This is a genomic window from Candidatus Rickettsia barbarica, assembly GCF_041477405.1.
Classification (GTDB): Bacteria; Pseudomonadota; Alphaproteobacteria; order Rickettsiales; family Rickettsiaceae; genus Rickettsia; species Rickettsia rickettsii.
This window is the reverse complement of sequence record NZ_JBEWYL010000003.1, coordinates 25,134-42,582: the sequence shown is the minus strand read 5'-3', so window position 1 is coordinate 42,582 and position 17,449 is coordinate 25,134. Positions and strand designations below refer to the sequence as shown.

The following is a 17,449-nucleotide window of genomic DNA, read 5'->3' as shown; positions in this document are numbered from 1 at the left end:
AATAAAAATTTTTATTGGTATAAGAGGTTATCTGTAAATAAATTTTAACGATAAAATTTATTTACAGATAACCTCTTAAATACCGGTGTTAGCAAAAATGGGTGAAACGAGATACAAAATTTGGAGAAAAAGATACTTCAAAGTTCCACATGTCGTTATCATAATATGATATATGTGGTATTGCTATAACTTTTTCAAGTATTTTAATGATAGGTAAGGTCAATAAAACTGCATTGTGGTTTTTGCAGGATAGATTTTTCAAAGGTTCTAAATCTAATTGTTTCTTTATTATTTTATAATTTTCTAACGATAGATGAGTTACAAAACAATTTGGAGTTTCTTGATTTTTTGTGATACAAAATCTATTATCCCAAATAACGGATTTATCTAGTAATATTTTACTCTCAGGCAATTTTTTACCGAATTCCCTGTATATAAGTAACTCGTTTTGTATGCGCTTAATTATACAGCCATGAAGTGTATTCTTAAAGTTTACGTCTTGAGTAATTAATTTCAAAATAAGTTCTACCGAATAAAAACGAGCTGCTCTAGATTGTCCACTAATTATTATCAGTAAAAAATTAATTATTTGTACTTTCACCTCATTTGAAAACTTATCAAATTTAACTAAATCAAGAAAAGCAAAGCCATATTCAAAAATCTTGACCGCTTCAGCTATCGCCGATATTAATTCAGGCTTAAACTCGTTTTCTATAAGTTTGTTGGTTTTAAGTTGTTGTGAGATTATTGCGGCTTTAGACATCTTTCCACACTTCGCTTCTAGAGATAATTTAGACACCGTTCCGGTACTCGCATCCTCACGTACTAAAGTGTACGCTGCGGTGCTGCGTTCCGTGTCTCCTTTAAATTCCTCTCTATAAACTGGTTTGGAAAGATGTCTAATATAATCTGCACCTTTAGCTAATTTTTGCCTAATAACATTTCGTCTATATTTATTAGATGAATTTGACTCATCTTCAAACCATTTTATATTATGCCTGACTAAATATTCTACTAATTCACTTTTTGGAATATTATATAGCGGTCTAATTATTTGTATATTATTATACCAATTGATGTTACTGTTACTAAGTCCAAATATACCGCTATTACGCTCTAATCTTAAACAAAAATTTTCTACGTAATCATCTTCATGGTGAGCAGTTAAAAGTACTAATATATCGAGTTCTAGACATAGATTTGTCATCAAATCATAGCGTCCTTCTCTTGCTCTTTCTTGTAAATTGGAAAAATTATTTTGATGGTCAAAAGATAAACTATAATGCTTGCGATTTAGACTATTACTGATATTTTGGATATAATGGGTCTCTTGCTTCGACTGTTCCCGTAAGTTATGATCAACCGATATAACAAATAATTCTATATTATTTTTCTCTGCCCAAATATTAGCAAGATAAAGAAGTGCTATCGAATCGCTCCCACCAGATACTGCAATCGATATTTTAGATAAGCCAAAATTACCTATTAGATTATTGATATTATACTCAAATTTTTCATATAGCATGGTTGAAAAATGTTAGTATTGTAAAGTGTTTGGATATTGTGGTCAAACTTAGTAGTATGTCATTTCCGCGTAGGCGGGGCGTTGTTGCATGGCTCTTATGTCATTCCTGCGAAAGCAGGAATCCAGAAAAAAGTATAAATACAGCAAATTCTTGAAATTAAAAGCTCGATTTATCTCGCTTTATGCTGGGATTGCCCGCCTACGCGGGAATGACATCGAGCAAGTTTCTCAATCCATACAACAATGCTCTACTTTTGCAATGGTAACAAAAAACTACACAATTAGATGATAAAAACAATTTATGCTGACTCAGCTAAATCTTCTGAAGTTTCAGTCTTTTGTTCGCGTAAATAATCTTGTGCTTCTGATTCTGATCTTGCAACAATAACCGTAACTATAGCATTAAGCTCTGCATGGAGTCTGATTTCAACTGTATAAATTCCGGTAGATTTAATTTGTTTATCAAGAATAATATTTGAATGAGAAATATTATAAGATATATTTTCAGATAATTTATCGGCTATTTCTTTATTAGTAACCGAACCGAAAAGTTTACCGTCATTTGATGTTTGACGGATAAAAACTAATTGTTGATCTTTAATAAGAGCCTTAATTTTTTCTACTTCTTCTCTTATTTGCTTATCTTTTGCTTCAAATTCGTGTTTTTGTTTAACTATTAGCTCTTTATTAGGCTCAGTAGCTCTAATAGCTAATTTTTGCGGTAAAAGATAATTACGACCAAACCCGTCTGCTACTTTGAGTATGTCGCCAATCTTACCTAATTTTCTTACGGGTTTTATTAATATAATTTCCATGTACTATGCCTTTATTTAGCTTGAAATACAAAAGGTAATAACGCTAAAATTCTTGCAATTTTAATAGCATTATTTAGCTTTCTTTGTTTCTTTGCACAAACATTTGTGATCCTGCTTGGTAACATTCTACCGCCTTCAGAGACAAATTTTATTAAAAGCTCAGGGTTTTTATAATCAATAACAGGTGCATTAGGCACAGAAAGAGGGCATCCTTTACGTCTTCTAAAAAATACTTTTTTAGCAGTTTTATCTCCTACCTTGTGAGCAGCTGTTTCACTAGCATTATTACTTTTTAACATTCTTTAACCTTAATTCTTACAAATTTAATTATTAATCGTTACGTCAATTACCGGAGTATTCTCTGTACTTTGATTTTTTAATATTGGTGAAGGTTCACTACTAATTGAATCTGCTTGCATTGTAAGAAATCTAATGATATTTTCGTTAAGCTTCATTTTTCTTTCTAGCTCTTCTTTTACATTACCAGTAATATCTAGACCTAAAAAATAATAATGTCCTTTTTTGTTATTACCGATTTTGTAAGCTAAAGTTCTTAAGCCCCAATATTCTTTTTTTATGATAGTGCCATTATTATCTTTAATAATTTTAGCAAAATTATCAACGATTTTATCTATATCGTTTAATGATACGTCTTGACGTATAATAAAAACTGATTCATAAAAGCTCATGATATATAAGAATCTCCAACAAACAAACTTTAAAATAAATCTATTTATAGCAACTAAAACTATTAAATTCAAGTATTATCTTTAAAAAATTATTATTTCTTTGTTTCTTTTTATAAAAAGTTTGCTATAAACCCTAATAAATTAGAAAATTATTACAAAAATTTTTAATTATTTAACTAAATATTAATGAAGATTAATTCAGTGTTTGATAAGCTATTACCTGAAGTTTTAATTATAGAAGAAAAAAATAAAAAAGTGTTAGTATTTCTTTAAGTAATGATATAAGAGAAAGCAGGATTTAATATAATGAGGGCTTCAACTCTAGAAAAAGTATTAACTTATTTTTTTTAGTCAGCTGCTTGTTATCATGATTATTAGTGCAGAATTACAAGAAAATCCTTTAATAATAATAAATAACTAACAGAAATATAACGTACGATTTTTTTATAAGCCCTTCTTATCTGAACAAATAGTAGGTACTTTAAAGAGCTTATTGAGACGTTTCAAGTCAGTTATACAAGATAATATTATTAAATTTAAGAATCTAAATATTGATTTAAATACTGAAAAAGTATACAAAGACGGACTGAATATTCCCCTAGGTCCTACTGAGTTTAAAATTTTACAACTTTTTTTTCAGGTTCCAAATGAAGTATTTTTGCGTCAAGAAATAAAATATTTATGAGAAAGTGAAGAGACCTTTAATGAACATCTCATAGATGTTCATATAAATAGGATTAGAGAGGTCTTAGGGAAAGACAATTTAATTATTACAACCATTCGTTTATCGGTTATTGTCTAAATAAAGGATGACTAGAATTTTATTGTCAAAATTTTCTTTGTATTTATGCATTAAGTATGTTAATCTCTATTAATATTGATGTATAATATAATTAAGATTTTATTCGTTGCCGATTTATATATTTTATAACTAAAAACTGTAAATTTTATGTTAAGTAAACTAAATAAGCCCGCTTTATTTACTTTAATATTTTATCCTATTTTTATTATATCTCTTGTAGTTAAATATTCGTTTGATTATGGAATAGGGCTAACTGAAGTTATTTTTATAATTACTAGTTATTATATTAATAATATTACCGTTGGGATCGGTCTGCATAGGTTATGGTCTCATAATGCCTATAAAATAAATAAATATGCCGAGTTTGTCTTAATTATGTTGTCTGCAGGAACATTACAAGGACCAGCTTTATCTTGGGCATCGAATCATTATAAACATCATAGATATACGGATCAAGACCAAGATCCACATACTCCTTTAAAATTTGATAATAAATTTTTAGGCTTTATGTGGTCTCATATAGGATGGATGCTAGTCGGAAGCGGTAGCTATAAGTCTATTGATCGCATTACTTGGGCTAAGCACGGGAAAAACAATTTATTAAAATGGCAGCTAAAATATTATTGGCAAACAGCAGGTTTTATGAATATTATCGTACCTTTATTTATCGGTTACTTAGTCGGTGGTACTATGCAATCGGCATATGCAGGATTTTTATTTATGGGGCTCGGTAGATTCCTACAGCAGCAAGCAACCTTCTGCGTTAATTCTTTATGCCACTTTGCCGGTAGTAAAAAATATTACAAAGGCACTGCTGGAGATATTTGGTGGATGGCATTATTCTTACTCGGTGAAAATTGGCATAATTACCATCATGCTTTTCCTTCAGATTATCGTAACGGTGCAAAATGGTATCATTTGGACGTTCACAAATGGATAATATTTTTAATGAGTAAAATCGGTTTAGCTTCAGAACTTGAACGTACTACAAAAGTACGTATACAGGCAAAAATGCAAGAAACTTTAAGCTATCTTAGTGAAAAACAAAAGCAAAAATTGACTTTAATGCAAACTAAAATAGATCATTTATTAGAAAATCTATGCTTAAAAATTAAAGAGCTTGAAGAATCATCTATTACTATCAAAGAACAATTTAAAAAATCTTTTGTAGAAATACAAGAATCACTTAAAAATTTAGCGGAGCAAGTAAGTGCTGCAACGCAAATAACAGAAAAATCTTCGGAAAAACTATTAAAAATAGTTAATAAAAAAATTATTGATACCGAACAATCTATTTATAAGCTGTATAATCAATTAAATACCTTAAAGGTATCTAATTAGGCATTATTAAATAAAGATAGATATCGTGATTGCAAGCGGGTGTTGGTGTTGTCACATGGATCCTGTTATGTCATGCCCGCCTACGCGGGAATGACATCGGTATCCACGTGGACAACACCTTCTCACAATGACGCAAACTATCATTTTTTACTTAACAACTCCTCTAATTAGTTTCAATTTGAATGATAAAAATTTTAGGTATAGAATCAAGCTGTGATGATACAGCTGTTTCTATAATCACCAAAAATCGAGAAATCTTATCTAATATAATCATTTCACAAAATACAGAACATGCAGTTTTTGGAGGGGTAGTACCTGAAATTGCTGCACGTTCTCACTTATCGCATCTAGATAAAGCATTAAAAAATGTTTTAAAAGAAAGCAACACTAAATTAACGGACATTAGTACAATTGCTGCAACTTCCGGTCCAGGTTTAATCGGCGGTGTTATAGTTGGCTCAATGTTTGCAAGATCACTAAGCAGTGCTTTAAAAACACCCTTTATTGCAATTAATCATTTAGAAGGTCATGCTTTAACTGCAAGACTAACCGATAATATTCCTTATCCTTATTTACTCTTGTTAGCTTCGGGCGGACATTGCCAATTTGTAGCAGTTTTAGGTCTCGGAAAATATAAAATACTAGGATCTACTATAGATGATGCTGTAGGCGAAGCCTTTGACAAGGTAGCGAAAATGCTAAACTTAGCTTTTCCCGGAGGACCTGAAATTGAGAAAAGAGCAAAACTTGGCGATCCTCATAAATATAAATTTCCAAAACCTATAATTAACAGCGGTAATTGCAATATGTCCTTTTCAGGACTTAAAACTGCCGTGCGTACTTTAATAATGAATTTAAAGGAAATTAATGACACTGTAATCAATGATATAGCAGCAAGTTTTCAATTTACTATAGGAGAAATTCTAAGTAGTAAGGTACAAGATGCTATTAGAGCATACGAACAAATAACAAATAATTTTGATAAGAAGAATATAGTTATTGCCGGCGGTGTCGCTGCTAATAAATATTTACAAAAAATATTAAGTAGCTGTGCTAAAACATATGGTTATCGGCTTATTTATCCACCTATCCACTTATGCACCGATAATGCTGCAATGATTGCATATGCAGGACTTGAGCGTTACAATAATAAGTTATTTACTCCTTTGAATTTCTGTCCAAAAGCTAGGTGGAGTTTAGAGGATATTAGTAAATAAATTTTATTTACTAATATCCTCTAAGAAGAAATATAATTTTTTAATATTGACACTTCTTAATTTAGTAGTATGATATGTAATTACCATGAAACATGGCAATTACATATATAAAAAAGAGGTAAGTTTATGAGCAATAGCAATTATGAAAACATATATAAAGCATTTTATTGTTTTTCAGAAGCAACCAATTCTGCCTATTCAGCTGTAAATACTTTTTTAGAACTACCTAATGTAGTTAATAAATATCCTACTGTTATTTCTTTAATTTTTTCTAAAACAGCAACATTAGACGCTAATATAACCAATATAATTAAAAACGGTGTTATTATATATGATATATCAACAGCCTTAATAGGGGCCGTAAATACTTTTTATAAAGATAAAAAACTAGTCGATAAAATATTAAAAGACGGACAGAATGCTATTGATAAGCTTATTGAAACAACAACCTATTTATCACCAATAGTTACAGATATTACAAATTCTTACTTAGTTGATCCGTATAAAGAAGAAAACGCACTATTATTTGACTTACAAATTCCTAACTCTACTAGTAGTGATTATTATAAATTATCAGGTACTGAAAGTATAACATTAGCTGAAATTGAATATTATTAATACTAATTTATAGAATTTTCGTTTTGTGTCATTCCCGCTCCTGCAGGAATGACATCAAACGCGTTTTTTGAGCTATGTAACAAATCTTTTAATAGCTCGCAATGACAAAATCAATAATTATTAAACAGTGCCTTTAACAAGAATAGTGGATTATGCGATAATTCGTTATTCGGAAAAAATTAATCAACTCATTGTTACCTTCAATTCTTTATCCTTTGAATTTATTTTAACCGTTTTACCGCTACTTATTTCGCCTGCTAAAATCATTTTGGCTAAATTATTTTGTATTTCCCGCTGGATAAGACGTTTTAAGGGTCTTGCTCCAAAGCTTGGATCATAACCTTTTTCGGCTAAATAATTTAATGCAGATTCATCAAATTCAAGAATAATATTTTGTGCTAGTAAAATTTTCTTTAAACTTTCAAGCTGTATCTTAACTATATCATGAATATTATTACGATTTAGGCGATGGAATAATATAATCTCGTCTAGTCTGTTTAAAAACTCAGGTTTAAATACTGCTTTTACATATTCCATAACCTCATCCTTTACTTTATATGTATCTTCGTCCTCTTTCTGATTAACGAGTATCTCAGCACCTAAATTAGACGTTAAAACTATTATAGTATTCTTAAAATCAACCGTTATACCTTGACTATCTGTTAATCTTCCCTCATCAAATATTTGCAGCATAATATTAAATATGTCGGGATGGGCTTTTTCAACCTCATCAAATAATATTACCTGATAAGGACGGCGTCTTACTGCCTCCGTCAACACTCCGCCTTGATCATATCCGATATAGCCGGGAGGAGCTCCTATCAGGCGAGAAATAGCGTGCTTCTCCATATATTCCGACATATCTATACGAAGTATTGCATTACGGTCATCAAAAAGAAAACCAGCTAAGGCTTTGGTAAGCTCGGTTTTACCGACTCCGGTCGGTCCTAAGAATAAGAACGAACCAAGCGGGCGGTTAATATCTTGAATCCCTGCACGTGATCTTCTTACCGCATCACTAACACCTTTAATTGCCTTATCCTGCCCTATTACCGATTCTCGTAATTTCTGCTCCATCACAAGCAGACGCTCACGTTCACTTGATAGCATCGTATCAATTGGAATACCAGTAATACGAAAGATAATACTTGCTATATCGCTTTCCGATACAATTTCTTTTAACAGCCCTTTATTATCCTTACTTTCGGCTTCCTGAATCTTTTTCATAATCTCAGGTATAATTCCGTATTTTAGCTCACTAGCTTTAGCGAGATTAGCATCACGTTCGGCACGTTCAAGCTCGTTTCGGCTACGGTCTAGTTCTTCTTTGAGCTTTTGTGTTTGCTGTAGTTTAGACTTTTCAGCTTGCCATTTAGCTCCCATATCATAGGATTGAGACTCTAATTTTTCTAATGCTGTAGTTAAATGCTCTATTTTCTTTTTAGAATGCTCGTCATTTTCTTTTTTAAGTGCTGCAAGCTCTACTTTTATCTGAATAATACGACGGTCCAGCTCATCAAGCTCTTCTGGTTTACTTGATAGCTCTATTTTCATACGGCTACAAGCTTCATCAATCAAATCAATAGCTTTATCAGGTAAATAACGATCGGTAATATAACGGTTTGATAACGTCGCTGCTGCAACTATTGCACTATCGGAAATTCGCACTGCATGATGCAGCTCATATTTTTCTTTAATTCCTCTAAGTATTGATATAGTATCCTCAACCGTCGGCTCACTCACGTAAACAGGCTGAAAACGACGAGCAAGTGCCGCATCTTTCTCGATATATTTACGATATTCATCTAGAGTAGTAGCACCGATACAATGCAGCTCACCACGAGCAAGCATCGGCTTTAGTAAATTCGAGGCATCCATAGCACCGTCGGTTTTTCCCGTACCGACTAATAGATGCAATTCATCGATAAATAAAATAATTTCACCGCTTGATTCTTTGATTTCGCTAAGCACTGCTTTAAGACGTTCTTCAAATTCGCCTCGATATTTAGCTCCCGCTATTAAAGCTCCCATATCAAGCTCAATAATACGGCAATTAATAAGCGATTCAGGTACGTCCTTACTAAATATTCGTTGTGCAAGCCCCTCTATTATAGCAGTTTTACCGACTCCAGGTTCTCCAATCAATACAGGATTATTTTTCATACGTCGTGATAGTACCTGCACCGTTCTTCTTATTTCTTCATCACGTCCGATTATCGGATCAAGCTTACCGCTTTCGGCAAGCTCTGTTACGTCTCTGCCGTATTTCTTTAAAGCATCGTAACTATTTTCTGCCGATTCGGTATCTGCTTTTTTGCCTTTACGAAACTGTACAATAGCTGTTGCTATTTTTTTATTATTAATTCCATTATTCGTTAAAATTTTACCGGCTATAGTATTATCATACGTTAATGCTTCAAATATACGCTCTATGGTTACAAAGCTATCCCCACTGTCTTTAGCAATGCTACTAGCTTTTTCTAAAACTTTAAGAGCTTCAGCAGAAGAATAAACTTGTCCCCCTCCCTCAACCTGAACTTTTGGGATTTTATTTAGTTCTAGCTGAACTTGATCTTTTAATAAGTTTATATTACCGCCAGTATTATTAATAAGGGTTTGAATTATACCTGTTTCTTCACTTAAAAGACTAGATAATAAATGCAAAGGTAATATTTGCTGATGATCATTTTTAGCAGCAAGTGATTGGCTACTAGCTATCACTGATTTAGCATGTGCAGTAAATTTATCAATATTCATATAAATAATATATTTTAATTAATAAAGTTAAATATTTTTAACTAGACTATTTTTATATAATAATTTTTAATTAAAATAACAAGAGATGTACAACTATATATAGAATTTTATAATGCTTTCATCATAAAAAAAACAATTTGATAACGATAAGGAGTTTTTATTAAATCATACAAAAGAATTTTTAACCACACCCGGAGTAGGCGTTACTTTAGAAACAAATAGAGCGAAAATTGAAGGAAAAAACGGTGAAACTCCAATATTAATACGTGACGGTCGTAACAATCCCAACGAAAAAATTGTTTTAGGCACTAAAGCTTTTGAAATGCAATATTTAAATGCTATCAGAGGAGCGATAAACATAGCAAAGGGCAAAAATAAACCTGAGCTTGTGCTGAAATTAAATAAAAAAACAGTAAAATTTATTAATAGTTTTAATGCTTTGAATATGGAAAAATCACAAGAAAACATATCAAAAATAGGCAAGCTGAAATTGACAGTGTTGCTGAATTGCTAGGAAAAAATGATATTAAAAATGCTTATAAAAAATTAAATGTTGCTAAAGATTTTCAAAATTTCAATGATGAGCATTGTAATATAGTCACTTTGTCAAAAGTCATCAATGATGAGGGAAAAGAGCATATTGTAGTTGAAGCGGAAGTAGCTTTTAAAGACTTGACAGAAGAACAAAAGCAAGAATATCAAAATAGAGACGGTAAAAACTGGTATAATGTAATGCCTGCATGCGAGAGGAAGCTTGTTGATCAGTATACTGATACAATTTAAAACGGTAGGCATGTTATCCCAACCCAGTTACGACAAATTGTTGGCATGAAAAACGCCTTTGAGAAAATTGGGGCAATAACCAACAAAGACGGTAAAAATTTTGAAACATTGCTTACATCTAAACATGCAGGTACATTAGCTTCGATTTCAAATGATATAGATTCTAGACAAAAAATTACCAAATTAAATGCACGCCAAGCTCAAGAATGGCTTGAAGACGGCGTTATTCTTCATACTAATACATTAAACTCAGGTCCTATAGGAGCTAGCAATGATCCCACAATTGCTGATCAGACAAAAAAATCTATGGAAAATGTCGGTGGGAAAAATACTAATACTCCTCTTAATTTATTTAGGCTTATAGGAGTAACAAATAACTTTGCAGGAGTGAGTGATACTTTAAACAAAATAGCAAAAAATTTACCGACTGAAAAAGGAATTGATGAATTAACAGCACATATTAAACCGAGAAGCAAATTTGAACATTTTTTTAGGATAAATAAACCTAAAGGAAATGCAGCAGAAACAATTAACAATGCAAATTTAACGGATCAGGAAAAAGAAATATTAAAAAAAGCTGTAACATTAAGAAAAAATATTGAACAAGCAGATATTCCTTTTAGAGTATCCTTCGAGACAAAACTTCCTTTTATATCTTTTGATAAAGAAAATATTAATCTAAATATATCAGATGTCTTAAGTAATTTAACAGCGAAAATAAGACAAAATAAACAAGAAACTAAAACCACTAGTTTAATAAATTTACCTCAGGAAGAAATATGCACAATGTGTGCCAGCGGTAAAGATGTAGTATTTATGCAGGCGGTGCAACAATAGGTTGTTACGGCACTATAAAAAAGAAAATAAAAGAGTCATTCCAAAAAGTAGAAAAGAAACACTTGCTGCTATAATGGCATTAACTGCTAAAACTAATAAAATTGCAGACAAAAAAAAATGGATAAAAGATAGATGCAGAATATGAAAAAAATCACCCTAGAGAATCTATCGCAATACGCAGTGATAGGAAAGTTGTTAAACCGTTAACTAAATCGGTATCACAGCTTAAACTAAGTATAACCCCACCGGTTAAATTTAATAAAAGTCAAAATATAGGTATGGAGAAATAATGTCAGAACTTACAATTGTAACAGGTGGTATTAGAAGAATAGGTAAAACTACCGCTTTAGAATTAAAAAATAAGGGTCTTACCGGTAGTTGCTAATTTTTTCAGCAATTACGACACTGCTAAAGAAATAGAAGAAAAATACGGTATAAAAACCAAACGCTGGAATATTGCGGATTTTGAAGAATGTAGAAAAGCAGTAAAGGAAATTGAAGAGGAGTTTAAAAAACCGGTAAGTATTTTTGTAAATAATGCCGGTATTACCAAAGATAAAATGCTACATAGAACAAGTCATCAAGATTGGAATGATGTGATTAACATTAATCTCAATTCTTGCTTTAATATGTCTAGTAGCGTAATGGAGCAGATACGAAACCAAGATTACGGTCGTATAATAAATATCAGTTCAATTAATGCTCAAGCAAAACAGGTTGGGCAGACTAATTACTCTGCTGCTAAAGCTGGAATTATCAGCTTTACTAAGGCCCTTGCCCGTGAAACTACTTCTAAAAATATCACCATTAACTGTATAGCTCCAGGGTATATTGCAACCGAAATGGTAGGAGCAGTACCCGAAGACGTGCTTGTTAAAATCGTTAATAGTATCCCCAAAAAAAGACTAGGACAGCCGGAAGAAATAGCTAGAGCCGTGGCATTTTTAGTTGATAAAAATGCCGGATTTATCACAGGTGAGACTATTTCTATCAACAGCGGCCATAATATGATTTAAACAATTAACTAATAATAGATTAGAATATGAAAGAGATCGTAAACCAATTAATCTCTAAAGGAAGAGAATTTTTAAGTAAAAATGAATATAAAGAAGCACTTAATATATTTACCTTAAATTAAACAATATAAAGGTTTTCTACATATCTATTATTACGAAGACATCACTTACTTGTGTTGGGGAGAGTATTATAATAATGTTGAACAAACAGACCTTTACCTTAAGGCAGTAGCTTCATTACGACAAACAGCTCTATAAGATACTGATATTTTATTAGGAAAAGCTTTTTATAAAGCAGGCAAATTAAGCGAAGCTGGTACTGTACTTAACAAATATATATATCTTGTCCAGAGAATGAGGAAGAATTTCAGGAAATTCTCAGTCGAATAACTCCAGAACTTAATAAAACTAATAATTCACCGATGTTATCGAGAGATAGTAGTCAAGTAACTTCGTTTAATAATAAAGATTCGCATGATATAATAGAAGTGAGTCAAACATTAAATGCATTAATAAGCATAATAGCTAAACATGACCACGATATAGCTCGACATGCGCAAGCAATTGCAGACATAAAAAAATGTTACAATCTGCAAATGTTGGGTATACTGCAGATATAAACAACCAAATTAAAGAATTGAAAATCATTAACCCTAAATTAGAAGAATATTATAAATGTTTTAATATGGCTTTACAACAATGTATGTATTGCTGCTAGTGCTGTAAGTAGCGGTCTAGTAGTTCCTGATGCAGGGCATTTAACGTGTGAGTGCCTCTTCTCTTATAAAATGGGTTTGTTATCTTGGCGACATAGCAGCGTCCGGTTTTTTAAATTCTATTGCCACTGCTCTAATAGCAGTTCTGCATGATGCCGGTGATAATATGTTTAACTCTAAGGAAAAAAGCTAGTAGATGTACTTACTAAATTTTGTAAAATGATTAATAAACAATCTGATATAACCGTACCTGTAGGACAAGATCTACAGAGATTAGCTTTACTTTTTGCTAATTTAAGGAGTGTAGAAATCAAAAAAATAATGAGACAGATTTCAGTAATTTCTTTACGACTAAATTGCCAATGCACAATAAATTTTTTCGTTATGATACCAAATAATATCAAAGAAATGAATAGTAATCCTATGGAAAAATTAGCGTTTCAAGATTCTATTTCTTTGATTAGTTATATGGATCATCATGCAGAGGATATATTAAAGAGTTCTAAATCGTTGTTAAATCAAATTTTAACTACTACAAAAGAAGGATTAAGCACATCATGGAATGATATAAAGAAAACTACTTCCGGCAATGTAGAGTACGATTTATGGCAAATGGAAAAGCAAGTACCTGAATCTGAAATAATAACTGAGAAAGCAAAAAGCGGACAGCTGCGAAGTATAAAGATATCTTGCTTTTCGGTTGATTGCTCAAAACCACTTTAAAAAAATAGCGATTTCTTCAACCGGTATCAGAAGAGGAGTTGAAGATTTTCTTAATCAAAAATATTTTGCTGATAAATTTACTGAAGAAGAACAAGGTTGTTTTGTCTTATTCTTAGCATATAAAATATTTAGATATGGTAATAAGGTATGTCTCAAATATTTTAGCGAGCAACAGCCGGAGCTAATTACAAAAATTTTCGATGATTATCCTCATTTATTTTTTAGGAGAGAGGCAATTAACATATGTATTAAAAATAAAGATGGTAGACAAAAAGCATTAGATGCAATAAAGTTAAAATCGTCAAATAAATTTTTTAAAGATTGCTTTGATACAGTATTCCCTAAGGTAGATATTGTTGTAAACCTCATATTTGAAGAAGAACCTAAACCGAAGCACGTACCTAATGAACCTGAGCTTGTATTAACTTAGAGCTCATACTTTTAAATATAGACGAAAATGATGATGTACTACCAACAAGTAATGTAGAAAATAACCACTAAATTTTTAAAATGACTAGCATATATCACATTCTTGACCGTGTTCCTGCTATTTATAAGCAGGACATGGAAATAGAGTATGAGCATTTGGCTATGCAATTAATTAAGTCCGGTAAATTACGGATAGATACCGATGATTGCTGCAATTTTGCAAGGTTTACCGAACCTGCTCTTAATATAAGCTTAATGGTTAGTCAAGAAGAGCTAACAAGCCCGCATTTAATCCCTGAAACTACCAAGCTTTTTCAAAATTTATACAAAAATTCCGCTTCAGATCAGAAAATAAAATCAATTTTCGATAATTTAAAAAAGCAAATACAAAAGCTACAGCCGGTTAAGAAAGAAGTAACCGAAATGCTAGCACGTATTTTTGTTCAGTCGGCTCATCCGATCGTAATAAGGTGGCTTCTTCTTAATAAGACGGAAGTATTTCTTACCTACTCACATAATATCGGCGATATGATGGATATGGTTAGCTGGCAACGAGTAGGCGGTAATAGCGGTATGCAAAGCACTAACGGCAAGGACGTAGCTATTTTTGTTTCATGCGGCGGTAATCCTTTTGCTGAAAACAATAAAGATCATCCGACTTACGGCAACGGCTTTGCTGCGGCAGCAAGACTTCAGATTATCGCAGCCCAAGAGCTTGGGCATTTTGCCGATATAAAGAGAGATGATAAAGGCAGGCAAATAACTCGCCATTCGGCTAATTTTTCCGGTACTAAAGCTACCGATAAAGTACGAATTGCTAGAAAAAATGACATAATACATTGTCATAATTTGCTGAGTAAGCTCCTTAAAGCAGGTATGAAAAAGCAATTAGATTATGAAACGAAACTTAAATTTTATAATGCAAATAAAGTTAGCGGCTTAAAAGTTTATGCTATAAAATTCATGATTTTTATATATAAATTTCAGCTTCTAAATTATAGCAGTAGGAATAATCTAATATTTGTAAGAAAATTTAAAACCGATGAATATATGGCATTAATGATTGATGCTATGTTTAAAGATATGCAAGCTAATTTATCACCGGCAGCTGACGTGTATAAAAATAAAAACCCTGAAATTGAAGAAGCGATAGCCTGCATTGAAGCCTTAGCAAGAGTACCGCAACAAACCGTAAAATGGGGATATTTAACTACCAAAGAAACTATGCATGACCTTTATAAAATATATTATAACGAGGTTATACCTTCTTTAATTACTAGCTATAATGCTATCACCGGTGAAAATTATCAACGTGATTTTAAAAAGCCAAAAAGTAATTTCTTTTCTAAAATCAATATCTTTAGTAACAAAAAGTTAGTACTAAAACCGGTTAGGGAATTATGAGTATACTGATGTGAAATGAAGAATGGTAGACGAAGATTAACTTCAAAAAGAGCAAGGAATTCACAAGGCGATGAGGCATTGCTGCGTAGATATTGTTTTTTCGTCATTGCAAGGAAAATTACAAAGTAATTTGACGAAGCAATCTCAGGAGTTTGTTATTATTTCATGAGATTGCCACGCAGCCTACGGCTGCTCACAATGACGATTTGGTATCCCACACAGGAATGATATTTTTAGAACAATATCTTTAACTTTATGAACCTTTAGTGGCTAGTATATTTGCTGTGTAAATTACAGTTATACGTTGCAAATAGCTCAATATTCTAATGAGCGGTAAGTAAACTTGCACCTACATTATAGCCGACTTTCGGTGTGCTGCTACTTGTAGTGTTCTCAAAGTAATTATCTGCCCAAATAAATCTAGCTTTCACCTTAGGTTGCTTATTGCTAAAGCTATTTTCTACAGAAGCATGTAGTCCCGGTACTATTTTGAGTATCGTTTGATAATCTCTTAGGAGCGGTTAATTTTATGCCTGCAATCCCTGTAGTTAAGTTACCGGACTTACCAGCGACATACATATTATTCACACCTGTACCGGTTTGCTGCAGTATAAGTATATCCATTAGGAACAAATCCATCTCCATTACTCATCCTCAAAATTGATAGGGCGGCTACATCATTCGCCGTGTGAACCCTATTAATATTAATCACAATATTTGTACCGAATACCGTAGGAAGATTTTGAAAAACTATATCGCTTTCTCCTAAAGCATTTATAGTAATATTACCTTCAAGTACTACATCACCGGTAAGAATTACGTTACGTCTAAGATCGAATGTCGAGCCATTAACGTTACCGTTAATTGTAATGTCCTGCGTGCAAATATTATAAGTTCCCGAATCAAAATTAGTTTGTCTAGAATGAATATCATTATGCAATTTGTGTTCATGATTACCTTCAAACATCACTTTAGAAACTTGTTTGGTTTGTGAGCCGATTTCATAAATATCAGGAATCTTTACGAAAGTTACCTCTCCTCTCATAGTTTTAGTATTAGTAATATTACCGGTAAAACCTTTATTAACCCTTACCTTCCCAAAACTTATAAACTCTAAATTCCCTGTATCTATTACACTGCCGTTGCGATGTTTCATATCAACTTTTTCTTTAAATACAAGCTTAATAGATTCAACGGCACTAATATCATTACCGGTAATGGTTAGCTCAGAACCTGTTCCATTACTGCTTATAAGCTTTAGCTTTGCTTTTGCATTATTATTGGCGCCATATGCAAGAGGTGCTCCTAAAGCATTTTGAACTGCCCTTTGAGTTTAGAGATTGTCAACGTTAGTTATATTGTTAATACTAACTCTTGTAGTTGGATTGCCTTCAATAATAGTAAATACCCCATTAAAACCATAAAGATTAATATTAATAATATTAATTTTTGGGCAAAATTAACCATATGGTTATTTTCTGCGATAATAATATTGTCATTATCTTGTGGAAGATAACAGTTGTGATTATATCTTCAATCATTCATCGTACCTATATTAGAAGATGGATTTCCCGCCGGGAATAATATCCGCTGCAAAGCCTCCCATGCTTGCAAGCAGCCCAATAATACTACTGGTTGCTAGTAAAAGTTTATTAAAAAAAATTTTGTTCTTATTAGTTATAATTTCCCCTATAACTTATTGCTTTTAATGATTTTACTACTTAACTTATCGGTCATTATACACTGTTTATTTACAACACACAATAATTAATGAATA

At 32.0% G+C, this 17,449-nt stretch carries 15 protein-coding genes and 5 pseudogenes; 12 read left to right on the top strand and 8 right to left on the bottom strand.

Annotated elements, in window-relative coordinates; all coding sequences use genetic code 11:
• Positions 1-88 precede the first annotated feature (88 nt).
• The 4 genes from tilS to rpsF form a co-directional block, all read right to left on the bottom strand.
• Positions 89-1,525 carry a tRNA lysidine(34) synthetase TilS gene (gene tilS / locus ABVF33_RS04875; protein WP_499706482.1) on the bottom strand — a complete coding sequence of 479 codons (1,437 nt, stop codon included), beginning with the start codon at positions 1,523-1,525 and terminating at the stop codon, positions 89-91.
• 299 nt (positions 1,526-1,824) lie between these two features.
• Positions 1,825-2,340, bottom strand: coding sequence for a 50S ribosomal protein L9 (gene rplI, locus ABVF33_RS04870; RefSeq protein ID WP_499706481.1), 516 nt, complete (start codon positions 2,338-2,340; stop codon positions 1,825-1,827).
• Between the two features lie 11 nt (positions 2,341-2,351).
• On the bottom strand, positions 2,352-2,639 hold the full coding sequence (rpsR, locus tag ABVF33_RS04865) for a 30S ribosomal protein S18 (RefSeq protein ID WP_004996865.1): 288 nt from the start codon (positions 2,637-2,639) through the stop codon (positions 2,352-2,354).
• A gap of 24 nt (positions 2,640-2,663) precedes the next feature.
• Positions 2,664-3,029, bottom strand: coding sequence for a 30S ribosomal protein S6 (gene rpsF, locus ABVF33_RS04860; protein ID WP_499706480.1), 366 nt, complete (start codon positions 3,027-3,029; stop codon positions 2,664-2,666).
• Between the two features lie 949 nt (positions 3,030-3,978).
• On the opposite strand from rpsF, the gene ABVF33_RS04855 reads away from it, so the two are divergent.
• The 3 genes from ABVF33_RS04855 (at position 3,979) to ABVF33_RS04845 (ending at position 7,007) form a co-directional block, all read left to right on the top strand.
• Positions 3,979-5,172, top strand: a complete 1,194-nt coding sequence (locus ABVF33_RS04855) for a fatty acid desaturase (RefSeq protein WP_499706479.1) — start codon at positions 3,979-3,981, stop codon at positions 5,170-5,172.
• A 182-nt stretch (positions 5,173-5,354) separates the two neighbouring features.
• Positions 5,355-6,389 (top strand): tRNA (adenosine(37)-N6)-threonylcarbamoyltransferase complex transferase subunit TsaD, encoded by a 1,035-nt coding sequence (gene tsaD / locus ABVF33_RS04850; protein WP_499706478.1) that lies wholly within the window; start codon positions 5,355-5,357, stop codon positions 6,387-6,389.
• 126 nt (positions 6,390-6,515) lie between these two features.
• Positions 6,516-7,007 (top strand): DUF5424 family protein, encoded by a 492-nt coding sequence (locus tag ABVF33_RS04845; RefSeq protein WP_499706477.1) that lies wholly within the window; start codon positions 6,516-6,518, stop codon positions 7,005-7,007.
• Positions 7,008-7,190: 183 nt separating this feature from the next.
• On the opposite strand, the gene clpB is transcribed toward ABVF33_RS04845, so the two are convergent.
• Complete coding sequence (gene clpB / locus ABVF33_RS04840) at positions 7,191-9,764, bottom strand: ATP-dependent chaperone ClpB (protein WP_499706476.1); 2,574 nt, start codon at positions 9,762-9,764, stop codon at positions 7,191-7,193.
• Positions 9,765-9,929: 165 nt separating this feature from the next.
• Positions 9,930-10,232, bottom strand: coding sequence for a hypothetical protein (locus ABVF33_RS04835; RefSeq protein ID WP_016925898.1), 303 nt, complete (start codon positions 10,230-10,232; stop codon positions 9,930-9,932).
• A 39-nt stretch (positions 10,233-10,271) separates the two neighbouring features.
• Here ABVF33_RS04835 and ABVF33_RS04830 point away from each other — a divergent pair, with 39 nt between their 5' ends.
• From ABVF33_RS04830 to ABVF33_RS04790, 9 genes and pseudogenes are all read left to right on the top strand, one after another.
• Positions 10,272-10,547: a hypothetical protein gene (locus ABVF33_RS04830; RefSeq protein ID WP_499706475.1), complete on the top strand. Its 276-nt coding sequence runs from the start codon at positions 10,272-10,274 to the stop codon at positions 10,545-10,547.
• 45 nt (positions 10,548-10,592) lie between these two features.
• Complete coding sequence (locus ABVF33_RS04825) at positions 10,593-11,384, top strand: hypothetical protein (RefSeq protein WP_499706474.1); 792 nt, start codon at positions 10,593-10,595, stop codon at positions 11,382-11,384.
• A 289-nt stretch (positions 11,385-11,673) separates the two neighbouring features.
• Positions 11,674-12,400: pseudogene (locus tag ABVF33_RS04820) on the top strand (SDR family oxidoreductase).
• Positions 12,401-12,571: 171 nt separating this feature from the next.
• A pseudogene (locus tag ABVF33_RS04815) lies at positions 12,572-12,790 on the top strand (hypothetical protein).
• 32 nt (positions 12,791-12,822) lie between these two features.
• Positions 12,823-13,020, top strand: coding sequence for a hypothetical protein (locus tag ABVF33_RS04810; RefSeq protein WP_499706473.1), 198 nt, complete (start codon positions 12,823-12,825; stop codon positions 13,018-13,020).
• A gap of 145 nt (positions 13,021-13,165) precedes the next feature.
• Positions 13,166-13,309, top strand: coding sequence for a hypothetical protein (locus ABVF33_RS04805; RefSeq protein ID WP_499706472.1), 144 nt, complete (start codon positions 13,166-13,168; stop codon positions 13,307-13,309).
• A 26-nt stretch (positions 13,310-13,335) separates the two neighbouring features.
• Positions 13,336-13,839, top strand: a complete 504-nt coding sequence (locus ABVF33_RS04800) for a hypothetical protein (RefSeq protein ID WP_499706471.1) — start codon at positions 13,336-13,338, stop codon at positions 13,837-13,839.
• Positions 13,817-14,340: pseudogene (locus ABVF33_RS04795) on the top strand (hypothetical protein). The gene ABVF33_RS04800 and the pseudogene ABVF33_RS04795 overlap by 23 nt, the downstream one beginning before the upstream one ends.
• A 9-nt stretch (positions 14,341-14,349) precedes the next feature.
• Positions 14,350-15,672 carry a DUF2748 family protein gene (locus ABVF33_RS04790; RefSeq protein WP_010976735.1) on the top strand — a complete coding sequence of 441 codons (1,323 nt, stop codon included), beginning with the start codon at positions 14,350-14,352 and terminating at the stop codon, positions 15,670-15,672.
• Positions 15,673-15,935: 263 nt separating this feature from the next.
• Here the strand turns inward: ABVF33_RS04790 and ABVF33_RS04785 are convergent.
• Together ABVF33_RS04785 and ABVF33_RS04780 are read right to left on the bottom strand one after the other, a co-directional pair.
• Positions 15,936-16,296: pseudogene (locus ABVF33_RS04785) on the bottom strand (autotransporter domain-containing protein).
• A pseudogene (locus ABVF33_RS04780) lies at positions 16,253-17,139 on the bottom strand (hypothetical protein). The pseudogenes ABVF33_RS04785 and ABVF33_RS04780 overlap by 44 nt, the downstream one beginning before the upstream one ends.
• Positions 17,140-17,449 lie beyond the last annotated feature (310 nt).

Excerpts from the sequence above, each read along its gene's own strand:
- ABVF33_RS04845 (WP_499706477.1), top strand. The coding sequence starts at position 6,516 with ATGAGCAATAGCAATTATGAAAACATATATAAAGCATTTTATTGTTTT.
- ABVF33_RS04825 (WP_499706474.1), top strand. The coding sequence starts at position 10,593 with ATGAAAAACGCCTTTGAGAAAATTGGGGCAATAACCAACAAAGACGGT.
- ABVF33_RS04835 (WP_016925898.1), bottom strand. The coding sequence starts at position 10,232 with ATGTTTTCTTGTGATTTTTCCATATTCAAAGCATTAAAACTATTAATA.
- ABVF33_RS04810 (WP_499706473.1), top strand. The coding sequence starts at position 12,823 with ATGTTATCGAGAGATAGTAGTCAAGTAACTTCGTTTAATAATAAAGAT.
- rpsR (WP_004996865.1), bottom strand. The coding sequence starts at position 2,639 with ATGTTAAAAAGTAATAATGCTAGTGAAACAGCTGCTCACAAGGTAGGA.
- rpsF (WP_499706480.1), bottom strand. The coding sequence starts at position 3,029 with ATGAGCTTTTATGAATCAGTTTTTATTATACGTCAAGACGTATCATTA.
- ABVF33_RS04800 (WP_499706471.1), top strand. The coding sequence starts at position 13,336 with ATGATTAATAAACAATCTGATATAACCGTACCTGTAGGACAAGATCTA.
- tilS (WP_499706482.1), bottom strand. The coding sequence starts at position 1,525 with ATGCTATATGAAAAATTTGAGTATAATATCAATAATCTAATAGGTAAT.
- tsaD (WP_499706478.1), top strand. The coding sequence starts at position 5,355 with ATGATAAAAATTTTAGGTATAGAATCAAGCTGTGATGATACAGCTGTT.
- clpB (WP_499706476.1), bottom strand. The coding sequence starts at position 9,764 with ATGAATATTGATAAATTTACTGCACATGCTAAATCAGTGATAGCTAGT.
- ABVF33_RS04790 (WP_010976735.1), top strand. The coding sequence starts at position 14,350 with ATGACTAGCATATATCACATTCTTGACCGTGTTCCTGCTATTTATAAG.
- rplI (WP_499706481.1), bottom strand. The coding sequence starts at position 2,340 with ATGGAAATTATATTAATAAAACCCGTAAGAAAATTAGGTAAGATTGGC.
- ABVF33_RS04855 (WP_499706479.1), top strand. The coding sequence starts at position 3,979 with ATGTTAAGTAAACTAAATAAGCCCGCTTTATTTACTTTAATATTTTAT.